The following is a 13,737-nucleotide window of genomic DNA, read 5'->3' as shown; positions in this document are numbered from 1 at the left end:
ATTCGTTCCGTAGCCATACATGCAACGATGTGAGTTGTTAACGATGCGGCGGGGCGCCCAAAGACCCCGCGAGAAGCGGGAGACAGGTCCGATGAGCAGCGACGGGGGCAGCACGGCCCAGGTCAACGACCCCCAGGTGAAGAACCTCCCCGCGCAGACCGGCGCGGACGCCACCGCGCGGGTGCCCAAGTACTACGGCCTCAAGCGGCATCTGCTGCAGCTCACCGAGACCCAGCCGGCCGGTACCCCGGTACCGCCCGAACGGGCACTCGCCGCCCAGTTCGACACCTCGCGCACCACCGTCCGCCAGGCCCTCCAGGAGCTGGTGGTCGAGGGGCGGCTGGAGCGCATCCAGGGCAAGGGCACCTTCGTCGCCAAGCCCAAGGTCGCCCAGGCGCTCCAGCTCACCTCCTACACCGAGGACATGCGCGCCCAGGGCCTGGAGCCCACCTCCCGGCTGATCGAGATCGGCTACATCACCGCCGACGACCGGCTGGCCCCGCTGCTGGACATCAAGCCCGGCGGGCGGGTGCTGCGGATCGAGCGCCTGCGGCTGGCCAACGGCGACCCGATGGCCATCGAGGTCGCCCACCTCTCCGCGAAGCGCTTCCCGGCCCTGCGCCGCAACCTGGCCAAGCACAACTCGCTGTACACCGCCCTGCGCGAGGTGTACGGCGTCACGGTGGCCGAGGCCGAGGAGACCATCGAGACCACCCTGGCCACCCCGCGCGAGGCCGGGCTGCTCGGCTCCGACCTCGGGCTGCCGATGCTCCAGCTCGCCCGGCACTCCTTCGACGCGGACGGCGCCCCGGTCGAGTGGGTGCGGTCCATCTACCGCGGCGACCGGTACAAGTTCATCACCCGGCTCAAGCGCCCCGAGTAGGCTTCCGGCCGCTCCCCCACCGCTCTCCCGGCACCGGCGTACGCACGGCGTACGCCGGTGCCTTCGTGTGCGGGCCCGGCGCGCGGCGGCCCGCCCCGGCGCGCGGAGCGTCCGGAATGCGGGAAGTTCTGTCGTTCCCGGTGACACAGATCACGCCATGCTCTAGATTTCGCAGCCGTATTGACTGTCGATCACCAGTGGTGCTGCTCGGCGGGTTCCGGGGGGCTGTGCGGTGCTCCGGGGCTGCGGCGCCGTCGGGGTGAGCCCTCTGGAGCGGAGCCGAACCATGTCGTCAGATCCTGCTGCCACCGAACCTGTCATGCCCGAGCCACCGGGGCCGGCGGCCGTGCCGGCGGTGACCCCGGAACGGGTCCTGGCCGGGCTCGCCCTGCTCGTGCCGATCGTCGCGATGCTCTGGGTGTCCTCGTACGACAAGACCGACCCCGAGGCGGGCGGGGTGCCCTTCTTCTACTGGTACCAACTGCTCTGGGTGCCGGTCTCGGCCGTCTTCACGGTGGCCGCGTACCTGCTGATCAACCGGGACGAGAAGGCCCGCAAGGCGGGTGGCGCGCGATGACCGGCGTCAACGTACCGGCCCTGACCGTCTTCGTCCTCTTCTTCGTGCTGGTCACCGTGATGGGCTTCATGGCCTCGCGCTGGCGCCGGGCCGACGACGCCCTGCACCTGGACGAGTGGGGCCTGGGCGGCCGCAGCTTCGGGACCTGGGTGACGTGGTTCCTGCTCGGCGGCGACCTCTACACCGCCTACACCTTCGTCGCCGTCCCGGCGGCGGTCTACGCGACCGGCGCGGCCGGCTTCTTCGCGGTGCCGTACACGATCATCGCGTACCCGCTGGTCTTCCTCTTCCTGCCCCGGCTCTGGTCGGTCTCCCGGGTGCACGGCTACGTCACCCCGGCCGACTTCGTGCGCGGGCGGTACGGGTCCAAGCCGCTCGCCCTGGTCGTGGCGCTGACCGGCATCCTGGCCACGATGCCCTACATCGCGCTCCAGCTGGTCGGCATCCAGGCGGTGCTGGACGTGCTGGGCGTCGGCGGCGGGGAGAACGCCAACTGGTTCGTCAAGGACCTGCCGCTCTTCATCGCCTTCGGCGTGCTGGCCGCCTACACCTACTCCTCCGGGCTGCGGGCGCCGGCGCTGATCGCCTTCGTCAAGGACGCCCTGATCTACATCGTGATCATCGTCGCGGTGATCTACATCCCGCTGCGGCTCGGCGGCTACGGGCACATCTTCGACGCCGTCGGCGAGAAGTTCAGCGCTCCCAAGTCGGCCGGCTCGCTCACCGTGCCCGAGAACAAGCAGTGGACGTACGCCACGCTGGCGATCGGCTCCGCGATGGCGCTCTTCATGTACCCGCACTCGGTGACCGGCGTGCTGGCCTCGAAGTCCCGCAACACCGTCCGCCGCAACATGGCGATCATGCCCGCCTACTCGCTGATGCTGGGCCTGCTGGCGCTGCTCGGCTTCATGGCGATCGCGGCCGGCATCGGCAAGGGCGACAAGAAGTTCAACGCCCAGCTCTCGGTGCCGCAGCTGTTCGAGAACATGTTCCCGGACTGGTTCACCGGCGTGGCCTTCGCGGCGATCGGGATCGGCGCGCTGGTGCCGGCCGCCATCATGTCGATCGCGGCGGCCAACCTCTTCACCCGCAACGTCTACAAGGAGTTCCTGAAGCCGGCCGCCACCCCCGCCGACGAGACCAGGGTCGCCAAGCTGGCCTCGCTGCTGGTCAAGGTCGGCGCGCTGGTCTTCGTGCTCAGCATGGACAAGCAGGCGGCGATCAACCTGCAGCTGCTCGGCGGGCTGTGGATCCTGCAGACCTTCGTCTCGATCGTCGGCGGCCTGTTCACCCGGTGGTTCCACCACTGGGCGCTGTTCGCCGGCTGGGCGGTCGGCATGATCTACGGCACCTGGGAGGCGTACGACATCGCCAGCCCCGCCACCAAGCACTTCGGCGGGAACGCCGCCGAGATCCCCGGCATCGGCGAGCTCGGCTACATCGGCCTCACCGCCTTCGTGCTCAACCTGGTCGTCTCGGTGGTGCTCACCCTGGTGCTCCGGGCGGTCAAGGCGCCGGACGGGCCGGACGAGACCCGGCCGGGCGACTACAGCGCCGAATCCGGCGACGAAGAGCTGAAGAACGCGCCGGAGCCCGTGGCGGCGCACTGATTCGCTCCGCGCGCGCCCTGTGACCGCGCCGCCTCCTCCGTGAACACTGGAGGAGGCGGCGCGATCATATGTATGAACGGCCGCACATGCAGGGCACCACCAGACCGGACCGGCATCCGGCCGGCACCCGATCGACCCACGGGGAGCAGCGGCGATGGCAGAGCTCGGCACCACACTCAACGGTCAGCACCAGTCCACCCACCGGCCCGGCCCGCAGGTCACCGCGGCGCCCTACCCGGCGGCGCCCGCCCCGCACACCGCGCCGGTGACGGCCCCCGGCCCGCTGCCGTCCGTGCTGATCGCCACCCGGCACGGCGAGTCCACCGCCAACGTCGAGTTCCAGCTCGCCGAGGCGGCCGGCGCGCTGAGCGTGCCGATCAGCTGCCGCGACGCGGACATCCCGCTCTCGCTCCAGGGCCGGCAGCAGGCCCAGGCGCTCGGCCGCTGGTGGGCCGGCCTGCCCAGCGCCGACCGCCCGCGCAGCGTCTGGTGCTCCCCCTACGAGCGCACCACCGAGACCGCCCGGATCGCGCTGGCCCAGGCCGCCGGGCTGGGCGCGGTACCGGTCTCGCTCGCCGTCCGCTACGACGAGCGGCTGCGCGACCGGGAGCTGGGCATCCTGGAGATGCTGCCCAAGGCCGCGATCGAGGCCAGGCACCCGGACGAGGCCGCGAGACGCCGCAAGATGGGCGAGCTCTACTACCGCCCGCCCGGCGGGGAGTCCTGGGCGGACGTGGCCCTGCGGGTGCGCAGCGTGCTGCGTGACATCTGCGCGGAGGAGGCCGGGCGACCGGTCCTGCTGGTCGCGCACGACTGTACGGTGCTGATGCTCCGCTACGCGCTGGACCGGCTCACCGAGGCGCAGTTGACGGCCCTCGACACGGTCCGCAACTGCTCCACCAGCCTGTGGCGGGCCGAGGCCGGGCGGCTGCGCCCGGCGCACTGGAACGACACCGGGCACCTGACGCTCGGCTGAGGCCGCGGGCCGCCGGCCGACGGCGGCAGGCCCGGGCGGGCCGCCGTCAGCCGGCCGCCGGTTCGGCGAAGCAGCGGCGGTACGCCAGCGGAGTCGTGCCGAGCCGGCGGCCGAAGTGGTGCCGCAGGGTGGCGGCGTTGCCGAAGCCGCAGCGCGCGGCGATCGCGTCGACCGGCTCGGCGGTGCTCTCCAGCAGCCGCTGGGCGAGCAGCAGCCGCTGCCCGGTGAGCCAGCGGTGCGGGGTGGTGCCGGTCTCCTGCTGGAAGCGGCGGGCGAAGGTGCGCGGCGACAGGTGCACCCGGGCCGCCAACTGCTCGACGGTGGACTCCTCGTCCAGGTGGTGGCGCATCCAGTCGAGCAGCGGCGCGAGGGACTCGCCGTCCCCCTCGGGCAGCGGCCGGGCGACGAACTGGGCCTGGCCGCCCTCCCGGTGCGGGGCCACCACCATCCGGCGGGCGATCCCCCGGGCCACCTCGGCGCCCTGGAACCGGCGGACCAGGTGCAGGCAGGCGTCGATGCCCGCCGCCGTGCCGGCCGAGGTGATCACCGGGTCGTCGTCCACGTAGAGCACGTCCGGCTCGACGGTGGTCCGCGGGAACCGGGCGGCCAGCTCCGCGGTGTGCCGCCAGTGCGTGGTCGAGCGGCGGCCGTCCAGCAGCCCCGCGGCGCCGAGCACGAAGGCGCCGCTGCAGATCGAGAGCACCCTGGCACCGCCCTCCACCGCCGCGCGCACGGCGTCCACCAGCGGCTCCGGGTAGTGCGGGCGCACCCCGGTGGCGGTCACCACGACGAGGTCGGCCCCGGCGAGCCGCTCCGGGCCGTACGGGACGTCCACCGAGAAGCCGGCGTGGGTGCGGTGCGGCCCGGGGCGGGCACCGGCGACGGCGAAGTCGTACCGGGGCAGGCCGTCCGCGCTGCGGTCCAGGCCGAAGACCTCGCAGGCCACCCCGAGTTCGAAGGGGTGGAGCTCCTCCAGCACCACCGCGACCACGTTCTTCAGCATGCCGCCCAGGATGCCTCCCCGAGGAGCCCGCGGGGAAGGGCCCGGTGGCAGGATTTCGATGGGATCGGGCATTCCTGCCACTCGTGGCCGGCCTGCCGCGCCGCGAGAGTGGAGCCATGGACTCCGACACGCTCGCAAGCGCACTCGCCCTGGTCGGGACCGTCGGCGGTTTCGGACTGCTCGGCACCCTGATCGGGCGCGACGTGGCCCGCGGCGCCGCCACCGGCCGCGACAACTGGCACCGGCCCGGCGGGTACCCCGTCGACCCGGCGCTGCCCGACCGGCTCTACGGCACCATGCCGGCCGCCTCGTTGCGCCCCGACGCCGACCCGGCCGCCACCACCACCCCCGCCGTCGCCGGCCCCGCGGCGGCCGCTGCCACCGGTCCGCGGGCGGCCGCCCCGGCGCCCGCCGCCGGCCGCGGCTCCGGCACACTGACCGGATGGACATCGTCATCCGCCCGGCCCGCGAAGCGGACCTCGAAGCAGCCGGCCACGTCACCGTCGAGGCCTTCGTCGGCGACGGTTACACCTCGCCCGAGAGCCAGTACGTCGACCTCCTGCGCGACACCGCCCGCCGGTCCCGGGAGGCCGAGCTCCTCGTCGCGGTCGACGCGGCCGAAGGACGGGTGCTCGGCTGCGTGACCTTCGCCGTGGGCGGCACCGAGTGGGCCGACATCGCCACCCCGGACGAGGGCGAGATCCGGATGCTCGCCACCGCGTCGGCCGCCCGCGGCCGGGGCGTCGGCGAGAGCCTGGTGCGGGCCGCCCTGACCCGCAGCCGCGAACTCGGCCTGGCCGGGATGGCCTTCTCCACCCGCCCCGACATGACGGCCGCCCACCGCATCTACGAGCGGATCGGCTTCCGCCGGACCCCGGAACGCGACTGGGCGCCGTACCCGGGGATGGACCTGATGGTCTACAGCATGGCCTTCTGACGGCCCACCGGGGGCGGTCCGGCCGCGGGCCGGCCCGCCGGTCAGGGGGCGGCGGAGCGGCGGGCCGGGGACCGGATCGGCCGGCTGCCCCGGCGGCCGACGAACGATCAGGCCGCTCTTTTGATATAAACCTCTGATCGAGACACGTCGTGGTAGCCCATCGATCAGAGGAGCAGCACCTCATGTACGACGGGCCCGGCATCGGCGCGCCCTCCGCGGCGAGCGGACCCACCCTGCAGGACATGCGCGAGGCACGCGGGATCCCCGCGCCGCGCGGCAGCCGGTACGCGATCCCCGCGGAGCCGCCCGCCCCCCGGCGGCCGGTGCCGCCGTCGGTGCGCTTCAAGGCGGTGGACGGCCTGCGCGGCCTCGCCATCGCCTCCGTGCTGCTGTACCACACCAACTGGTTCCAGAACGGCCTGTTCGGTGTGGACGCCTTCTTCGTCCTCTCCGGCTTCCTGGTCACCCTGGTCCTGATCCGGGAGCTGGACCGCACCGACGGCATCGCCCTCGGCGTCTTCTACCGCCGCCGGGCCAAGCGGCTGCTGCCCGGCCTGCTGGTCACCGTGCTCCTGGTGGTCCTCCTCTCGGCCCTGCTCAGCCCGCTCAAGGACGTGAAGGAGCTGCGCCCGCAGGCGCTGGCCGCGCTGGCCCAGGTCGCCAACTGGGCGCAGTTGGAGCGCGGTGACGCCTACTGGCAGCACTTCGCCGGCATCGACCCGCTGGCCGCGATGTGGTCGCTCAGCATCACCGAGCAGTTCTACGTGGTCTGGCCGCTGCTGCTGCTGCTGATCTACGCCGTCTGCCGCCGCTCGCTCAAGGCCGCGGGCATCGTGACCGGTGTGCTGTTCGCCGGCGCCGCCGCCGTCGCCCCGCTGATGTGGAACGGCTCCAACAGCGACCGGCTCTACCTGGGCACCGAGTCCCGCGCGGTCGGTTTCGCGGCCGGCGCCGCCGCCGCCTTCGTGGTCTACCTGCGGCTGCGCCGCACGGTCCAGGAGGGTCCGGAGACGGGCTCGCGGGCCCAGCGGCGTTCGCCCGGCCGTCCGGGGGCCGGGAGCACGGTGCTGCCCACCGTGGTCGGCACCCTCGCGCTGGGCGGCCTGGTCTGGGCCAGCCTCAGCGTGGACAACTACCACGAGCCCTGGCTGTACCGGGGCGGGCTGGCCGGCGTCGCGGTGCTCTCGGCCGTCCTCGCCGCCTCGCTCTGCCACGACCGCGGTCCGCTGGTCCGGCTCCTCGCACTGCCCCCGCTGCGGCTCACCGGCACCATCTCCTACAGCCTCTACCTGCTGCACCTGCCGGTCTACTGGCTGCTCCAGCGGTTCGTCGACGACATCTCGCCGGCGCTGCTGCTGGCCATCGGCGCGCCCGTCTCCTGGGTGCTGGCCTGGCTGCTGCACACCGGCACCGAGCGGCTGCGGGTGCTGCGCTGGCGGCCGCTGCCGACCATCCCGCTGCTGGCCGCCGCCGCGCTGACGGCCACCGCCGGCGCCTGGTACCTGCCCGCCTGGGTCGAGCACGACATGCGCGGCGGCCCCGCCGACAAGCCGCTGGTACTCGCCCTCGGCGACTCCTTCTCCGAGGACCTGGCCACCGGCCTGTACCGGCACGGCGACCGCTTCCGGGTGGTCGACGGCGGCATCAGCGGCTGCGGCGTGTTCGGCTCCGAGAAGGTCCGCGGCACCTCCCGGGTGGAGTTCGACACCACGGACGACTGCCGCGACCGCACCGCGCTCTGGGCGAAGAGCCTGGACGGCGTCCAGGCGCAGGCGGTCGTCCTGCACCTCGGCTGGGACGCCGCCGAGCAGTACCTGGACGGCAGCTGGCTCAACCCCTGCGACGAGGACTACCGCACCCGGTACACCGCCCAGCTCACCCAGGCGACGGACCTGGTCCGCGAGCGCGCGCACGGCGCCCGGGTGCTGCTGATGAACGAGCGGGTGCAGAACGGCGCGATCAGCAAGGCCTGGGGCACCTGCTACAACCAGCAGGTCGGCGACTTCGTGAAGGCCTCCGGCGGCGCCGTCCAGCTGCTCGACCTGAACGCCTTCTACTGCCCCGGCGGCAACTGCCTCTGGAAGGACCGGGACGGCCACCTGGTCTCCCCCGCCACCGACGGCGTGCACCTCACGCCGGCCGGCATGCGGCTGGTGACGCCGTGGCTGGAGCAGCAGATCGCGGACGCGCTGGCCGGGGTCCGGCCGCCGGACGCGCCGGCTCCCCAGCCGACGCCGACCGCCCCGGCGACGCCGACCGCCCCGCCGGCCACCGAACAGGCCACCCCGACCGAGCAGCCGTCCCCGAGCCACTCGACGACCCCGTCCCGCAAGCCCACCACCACGCCGTCCCGCAAGCCCACCACCGGCCCGAGCCGGGCGGCGACCCCGCCGGCCGGTCAGCCGGCCGCGCCCTCCGGGACGGCGTAGGTCTGCGCGAAGCAGTCGCGGATCGCCTGCTCGGAGGCGGGGCGCCCGGCGAAGTCCATCCGCGGGGTGTCCTGGTTGGTGGGCAGGGTCGGGTCGATGCCGAAGTAGAGCGACCAGAAGTACAGTCCGGCCAGCTTCCGCTCCTGCGCCACCTGGCAGACCGCGGTGAACCAGGTGGCCTGCACGGGCTCGTTGAGCTCGCGCTTGGTGTAGAAGTCACCGGGCGTCTTGTAGGCGCCCTTCTGGGCCGGGATCCCCACCTCGGTCAGCTTGGTGGTCGGCTGCGGGCCCTTGCCTCGCTTGTCCAGCCAGCTGTTCCAGCTGGCCGCCAGGTCGGCCGGGGTGGCGTCGTCCCCGGCCGACTTGGCCGGGAAGTAGGCGTCGACGCCGGTGCGCCCGGTCGGCACCGCGACGGCGCCCTTGGACCAGTTGTCCCAGTTGGCGTCGTAGGCCACCTCGCCGTGGAAGGTCTTCCCGGCCTGCTCGACCAGCGGGGCCCAGTGCGGGTCGGCCTCCAGCGAGTTGAACTCGGTACCGATGGTGAACTCGGTCGCGTCGTGCTCCTCGGCCGCCTTCAGGTAGGGCGCCAGGAAGGCCGAGTAGCTGGCGAACCAGGCGTCCCGGTCGGTGGGGGCGATGTTGCCGCGCCAGCCGTTGTTGGCCGGCTTCAGCGACTCCTCGTCCAGGATCGGCCGGACGGTGGTGCGTAGGCCCGCCCGGTGCGCGGTGTCCAGCAGGATCGCAAGCCGGTCCGGGCTCGGGGTGGTCGGCCGGGCGGCGACCGCGTTGGACTTGCTGCCCACCGTGTAGAACGGGAAGGACACCGAGAGCGCGTTGGCGTTCAGGCCGACCACGTACTTGACGATGCGGTCCGCCTTGCCCTGGACGAAGCTCTCCGGGTCGGCCGGGTCGTCCAGCCAGTACACCTGGACGCCCCACTCCGGGCTGCCCTTCGCCCACGGCCGGGCCACCTTGGGCCCGGTGTCCTCCGGCGGCGCGTCCTTGCCGAAGCCCCAGACCCGGCCCTGCTCGGCCGGCGCACCGGCCCAGTGCACCTCGGTCGGGCGCTTGTGGTCGAACTTGATCGGGTGGTCGCCCCAGACGATCGGCACGCCCACGGTGAGGCCGAGCACGACGGTCGGCAGGATGAAGATGACGAAGCGTTTCATATCTGGCAGCAGCCCCTGGTCGCCGGTCAGGCCGGCTTGGCGATGACGACGAACTTGTTCTCCTCGCGGCGCAGGAACTTGATCAGTCCCCGCATCCCGCCCCAGCCCTCCAGCAGGGAGAACAGCGGGATGGCCGCCACCACCGCCATCGGCTCCCACCACTTGCGCCGGTGGTCGGCCGAGCCCACCACGTTCAGGCGCAGGCCCTCCCAGTACGTCCAGATCACGTAGGCGAAGTTGATCGACCAGATCAGCACCACCGACTGGGTCACCGGCGAGGTGTTCATCGTCCCGGTGAACCAGGCGATCAGCAGCACCAGGCCGACGTGCTGGAGCGGTCCGAGCACCCAGCTGACCATGCCCATCCCGATGAACAGCCGGAACCGCAGCGGGATGCTCTTGTTGAAGCAGAGCGCCACCAGGCCCCAGGCCCAGCGCTCGCGCTGCTTGAGGAAGTCCTTGAGGCCGGCCGGCGAGGCGCCGTAGCAGCGGCCGTTGAACCAGTCGCTGCGGCCGGGGTAGCGCACGCAGAAGTTGAGCGCCATCTGGGCGTCCTCGACGATGGTGTCGGGGCCGAAGTCCCAGCCGATGGTGGCCTCCACCGAGGAGCGCACCAGCAGCAGTTCGCCGTGCACGCCGGCGATCGGCGTCCCGGTCCCGGTCATGGCGCGGAAGCGGGCGATGTCGTCGGCCGGGCGGATCGCGTCGGCGAGCCAGGTGAAGGTGGAGACGGCGTTCTCCCGGGGGTACGTCAGGATCCCCTGGGCCATGTGCTTGGCGTCGTCCCCGGCCCGGCGCTGCCGGTTGATGAACTGGGCCACCGCGGCGGCGGTGTCCGGCCCGACCCCGGTGTCGTCGTCCATGTGCAGCACCCAGACGTCGTCCTCGGCCTCGCCCTCCTCGATCCGCAGCTCGTGCGAGTAGTGGTTGGCGCGGGCCTTGAACTTGGTTCCGTTGGGCGTCTGGTAGGCCTTCGGGACGGTCACCACCCGGATCAGCGGGTTGCGGGCGGCCAGCTCGTCGATCTTCTCGCCGGCCGCGCAGCCCTCCTCGGTGAGGATGTCCACCCGCATCCACGGGAAGTAGGCGGGCAGGTGGTCGACGTACGACAGCACCGAGCGCTCCAGCGCCGGGTAGGTGTCGTGCCGGCCGATGGTCGGCACCAGGACGATCAGGTAGTCGTCGTCGACCGGCACCGCCGGGGTCATCCGGTTCGCCTTGCGCAGCCGGCGGCGGACCATCAGCACACCCTGGAAGCCGATCAGCACGCCGAAGACCGGCATGCCCCAGAGGATCGTGATCGCCCAGCCGAGCGGGGTCGGGTTGGGCACGTACGCCCAGAGCGAGAAGCCGAAGATGATCACGAACGAGAGGTAGAACGGGACGATGCGCGGCTTCCACGACATCTGCCGGTCGGCGAGCCGAGCGGCCTCGCGGGACGTGGTGAGTACCGTCCGCGCGGGTGCTGGTGCTGTCATGGCGAAAGTCGTTCCTCGTCTGTTGCGTCTGTCCGTTCACCCCGCCGGTCCGGGCCGGCGGGTCCTGCTCGCTACCCCGGGTAGGGCGGCGTCCCCGGGGCCGGCGGAACCGGCCCGGGCGTCACCGGCGGGGCCGGCCACGAGTGCTGGGGCTGCGGGGGCTGCGGCGGGACGGCGGCCGGCGGCGGGGTCCAGCCGGGCTGCGTCCGGTCGTGCGGGGGGTGCGGAGCCTGCTGGGGCTGCGGGGGGTGCGGAGCCTGCTGGGGCTGGGGAGCCTGCTGGGGCTGCGGCCAGGCCTGCGCGGGCTGCTGGGGCTGGGTCGGCGGGTGGCCGGGAGCCTGGTCCTGCGGCAGGGTCTGCAGCAGCGACCAGTGCAGTTGGCCGGGCTGCTGCCCCGACTGCTGGGCGGGCAGCGGCTGGAACGGCGAGGGCTGCCCGGCGGCCGCCCACGGGCCCGGCGCTGGCGCCCAGCGGGATCCGGTCCGGCGCAGCGAGACGACCAGCAGCACCGCCAGCGTCGCGGTGACGGCCACCCCGAGCCCGAAGGTCGCCAGCTTCAGCCAGCCCTCGGTGGTGCCGGTGAACCACCGGCGCTGCGGGGCGTCCAGCAGCGCGCCGGTCAGGCTGCGCACCCGGTTGTAGCCCTCGACCAGCGCCACGCCGACCACCACGCCGCGTGCCCAGTCCCGCCCGCGCAGCAGCAGGATGCCGGAGGTCAGGTACAGCACCGCGAAGTTGAGGCTGCCGGTCTCGGCGCCCACCGAGGAGCCGCCGTAGTAGAAGACGCCCTTGGCGAAGGTGGCGAAGCCGACCTGCCAGAAGCAGTTGTAGACCGCCCAGCCGAGCATCACCGCCCCCCAGGCCACCGCGAGGCCACCGGCCGGACGGTCAGGACGCGCCTGTGTCATCTCCCGTACCCCCGCCCCTGCCGGGCGCACCCGGCTTCAACCCGTTCGATTCCGGGCCACAGGATGCCACACGCGCGAACGGACCAGGAATTCCCCCGGTTCAGGAGGGTGCGGACGTGTTGTCGATCTCACGGACGAGGCCGGCCGGTTCACCGGACGTGCAGACCGCTCCAGTCGACGTCCGCGCCGAACGGGCCGGAGCCGCCGGTGAGCGCCAGGCCATTGCCGTAGGTGGCCTTGACGTCGGCGTTGGAGTTGCGGGGCTGGTCCGGGGTCAGGTTGTCCGCCGTCAGCGACTGCCCCCAGACCGTCCAGATCGTCCACGGGGTCCGCCGCAGGGTGTCCGGCTGGCGGGAGTTGACCGGCGCGGCGAAGGACTCGGCCAGGATCCGCGGCTTGCCGTAGCCGGCCAGGCCGTCGTAGTAGCGCTTGGTCCACACCTCGCCGGTGCCGATCGGGTGCGCCGGGCTGCCGCTGTAGTCGTCCACCCCGACCACGTCGACGTACCGCGCGCCCGGGTAGTAGTCCCACGGATCGACGCCCGGGGCGCCGTCCCAGGAGACCGGCGTCCAGGCGAACAGCAGGTTGTGCAGGCCCCTGGTCTCCACCAGGTAGTGGTAGGTGATCCGCCAGAGCGCCTGGTAGTCGGCGGGTTTGCGGCCCGACCACCAGAAGCCGCGGGCGCAGTCGGCCGCGTTCATCTCGTGGTACGGCCGCAGCAGCACCGGCACGTCGTGGGCCGCCAGGTACTCCAGGTGGTCCGCCAGGAAGGAGAGGTCCGTCAGCAGCGCGCGGTACTCGGGGGTGTCGCCGGCGCTGTCGACGACCCGGCCGAACCAGCCCGGGTCCTTCGCGCCGGGCGAGGCCGAGCAGAGCACCCGGTCGAAGGACTTCACGTCCGAGCCCGGGTACGGCTCGTGGAAGGACATCCCGACCAGTCCGGCCGGGCCGCCGCCGTTGTCGGGCAGCTCGGTGCTGGTGCCGTCGCAGTTCTTCTGGGTGCCCGACGCCCCGTAGGTGCCGTCGTCCGGGCGCGGGTGGCCGGACCAGACGGCGGTCATCAGGTCGACGGCGTCGTCGGTGTACTGCCAGCCGACCGCGCAGGCCGGCCAGCGGCCCGCCGAGTAGGAGCGCGGGTTGCCGACGCCCCAGCCGTTCTGGCCGTAGCCGGGGCCGAGGTCGGTCTCGACGAAGCCGGGCAGCCGGCCGGTGATGTCGGCGGCCTTCTTGTAGTAGTAGCCGACCGGCTTGGTCCCCCGGTAGTCCCCGTACTCGGGGTTGTAGAGCTCGTTGTGCGCCTCGACGTGCTGGCCGATCACCGTCCCGCCGGAGCGGCCGGCGCGGGCCGCGCTCTCCAGGTCGGCGAGGAACTGCTGGACGGCCCGCGCGTTGGGCGAGGCCTGCGGGTCGCGGGCCAGCAGCTCGCGGCCGACCTCCGGCGCCAGAGTGCGCCCGGCGCCGCCCAGGGTGAGCGTGCTGCGGGCGGGCGCGTCCCGGCGGTCGCCGTCGGCCCGGCCGTCCTGGCCGGCCAGCACCACCGCGCCGGCGGCGAGCAGCGCGCCGGCCGCGGCCAGCACGGCCGGTTTGGCACGCAGCGCGCGGGGCAGGGCCACGGACACTCCTCCGGATGCTCACCGGCACCGGCCTGCGCCGTCACAACCGGAACACGTGTACGACTGACAGGCGGTGAGCCTGCCACATCCCCCGGGGCCGGGGCGAGCGGACCCGCCGGGCGCGAACCGGGGCGGGCCCGGCCGGAACCGGGCC

Annotated in this window: 11 protein-coding genes; 6 read left to right on the top strand and 5 right to left on the bottom strand. The window is 73.0% G+C overall.

Going from position 1 to position 13,737, the window contains the following annotated elements; genetic code table 11:
• The first annotated feature begins 91 nt into the window (after positions 1–91).
• The 4 genes from ABZ495_RS08470 (at position 92) to ABZ495_RS08455 (ending at position 4,046) form a co-directional block, all read left to right on the top strand.
• A complete protein-coding gene (locus ABZ495_RS08470) occupies positions 92–883 on the top strand; it encodes a GntR family transcriptional regulator (protein WP_359803217.1) in 792 nt (263 codons plus the stop codon).
• A 319-nt stretch (positions 884–1,202) separates the two neighbouring features.
• Positions 1,203–1,460, top strand: coding sequence for a DUF3311 domain-containing protein (locus tag ABZ495_RS08465; RefSeq protein WP_329489545.1), 258 nt, complete (start codon positions 1,203–1,205; stop codon positions 1,458–1,460).
• Positions 1,457–3,070: a monocarboxylate uptake permease MctP gene (gene mctP / locus ABZ495_RS08460; protein ID WP_352293106.1), complete on the top strand. Its 1,614-nt coding sequence runs from the start codon at positions 1,457–1,459 to the stop codon at positions 3,068–3,070. Before ABZ495_RS08465 ends, mctP begins: the two co-directional genes overlap by 4 nt.
• Before the next feature lie 154 nt (positions 3,071–3,224).
• Complete coding sequence (locus tag ABZ495_RS08455) at positions 3,225–4,046, top strand: histidine phosphatase family protein (protein WP_329489543.1); 822 nt, start codon at positions 3,225–3,227, stop codon at positions 4,044–4,046.
• A 46-nt stretch (positions 4,047–4,092) separates the two neighbouring features.
• On the opposite strand, the gene ABZ495_RS08450 is transcribed toward ABZ495_RS08455, so the two are convergent.
• Complete coding sequence (locus ABZ495_RS08450; protein ID WP_329489542.1) at positions 4,093–5,049, bottom strand: helix-turn-helix domain-containing protein; 957 nt, start codon at positions 5,047–5,049, stop codon at positions 4,093–4,095.
• A gap of 442 nt (positions 5,050–5,491) precedes the next feature.
• On the opposite strand from ABZ495_RS08450, the gene ABZ495_RS08445 reads away from it, so the two are divergent.
• Together ABZ495_RS08445 and ABZ495_RS08440 are read left to right on the top strand one after the other, a co-directional pair.
• Positions 5,492–5,986: an N-acetyltransferase gene (locus ABZ495_RS08445; RefSeq protein ID WP_359803220.1), complete on the top strand. Its 495-nt coding sequence runs from the start codon at positions 5,492–5,494 to the stop codon at positions 5,984–5,986.
• Between the two features lie 182 nt (positions 5,987–6,168).
• Positions 6,169–8,415 carry an acyltransferase family protein gene (locus ABZ495_RS08440; RefSeq protein WP_359803222.1) on the top strand — a complete coding sequence of 749 codons (2,247 nt, stop codon included), beginning with the start codon at positions 6,169–6,171 and terminating at the stop codon, positions 8,413–8,415.
• On the opposite strand, the gene ABZ495_RS08435 is transcribed toward ABZ495_RS08440, so the two are convergent.
• The 4 genes from ABZ495_RS08435 to ABZ495_RS08420 all read right to left on the bottom strand — a co-directional run bounded on the left by ABZ495_RS08435 (position 8,385) and on the right by ABZ495_RS08420 (position 13,583).
• On the bottom strand, positions 8,385–9,584 hold the full coding sequence (locus tag ABZ495_RS08435) for a hypothetical protein (RefSeq protein WP_359834997.1): 1,200 nt from the start codon (positions 9,582–9,584) through the stop codon (positions 8,385–8,387). The genes ABZ495_RS08440 and ABZ495_RS08435 overlap by 31 nt on opposite strands.
• Positions 9,585–9,610: 26 nt before the next feature.
• Entirely contained in the window at positions 9,611–11,062 is a 1,452-nt protein-coding gene (locus tag ABZ495_RS08430) for a glycosyltransferase family 2 protein (protein WP_329489538.1), read from the bottom strand.
• A 71-nt stretch (positions 11,063–11,133) separates the two neighbouring features.
• Positions 11,134–11,970 (bottom strand): hypothetical protein, encoded by an 837-nt coding sequence (locus ABZ495_RS08425; RefSeq protein ID WP_359834995.1) that lies wholly within the window; start codon positions 11,968–11,970, stop codon positions 11,134–11,136.
• A 149-nt stretch (positions 11,971–12,119) separates the two neighbouring features.
• Positions 12,120–13,583: a glycosyl hydrolase gene (locus ABZ495_RS08420; RefSeq protein WP_359834993.1), complete on the bottom strand. Its 1,464-nt coding sequence runs from the start codon at positions 13,581–13,583 to the stop codon at positions 12,120–12,122.
• Positions 13,584–13,737 lie beyond the last annotated feature (154 nt).

This window comes from Kitasatospora sp. NPDC005748 (genome assembly GCF_040630735.1).
In the GTDB taxonomy this organism is placed as follows: Bacteria; Actinomycetota; Actinomycetes; order Streptomycetales; family Streptomycetaceae; genus Kitasatospora.
Note: the sequence above shows the minus strand (reverse complement) of the source record. Positions and strands in the feature narration are given on the sequence as shown.

Bases quoted from the DNA above. Each gene is read 5' to 3' on its own strand.
- ABZ495_RS08450 (WP_329489542.1), bottom strand. From the start codon at position 5,049: ATGCTGAAGAACGTGGTCGCGGTGGTGCTGGAGGAGCTCCACCCCTTC.
- ABZ495_RS08435 (WP_359834997.1), bottom strand. From the start codon at position 9,584: ATGAAACGCTTCGTCATCTTCATCCTGCCGACCGTCGTGCTCGGCCTC.
- ABZ495_RS08455 (WP_329489543.1), top strand. From the start codon at position 3,225: ATGGCAGAGCTCGGCACCACACTCAACGGTCAGCACCAGTCCACCCAC.
- ABZ495_RS08470 (WP_359803217.1), top strand. From the start codon at position 92: ATGAGCAGCGACGGGGGCAGCACGGCCCAGGTCAACGACCCCCAGGTG.
- mctP (WP_352293106.1), top strand. From the start codon at position 1,457: ATGACCGGCGTCAACGTACCGGCCCTGACCGTCTTCGTCCTCTTCTTC.
- ABZ495_RS08430 (WP_329489538.1), bottom strand. From the start codon at position 11,062: ATGACAGCACCAGCACCCGCGCGGACGGTACTCACCACGTCCCGCGAG.
- ABZ495_RS08440 (WP_359803222.1), top strand. From the start codon at position 6,169: ATGTACGACGGGCCCGGCATCGGCGCGCCCTCCGCGGCGAGCGGACCC.
- ABZ495_RS08425 (WP_359834995.1), bottom strand. From the start codon at position 11,970: ATGACACAGGCGCGTCCTGACCGTCCGGCCGGTGGCCTCGCGGTGGCC.
- ABZ495_RS08465 (WP_329489545.1), top strand. From the start codon at position 1,203: ATGCCCGAGCCACCGGGGCCGGCGGCCGTGCCGGCGGTGACCCCGGAA.
- ABZ495_RS08445 (WP_359803220.1), top strand. From the start codon at position 5,492: ATGGACATCGTCATCCGCCCGGCCCGCGAAGCGGACCTCGAAGCAGCC.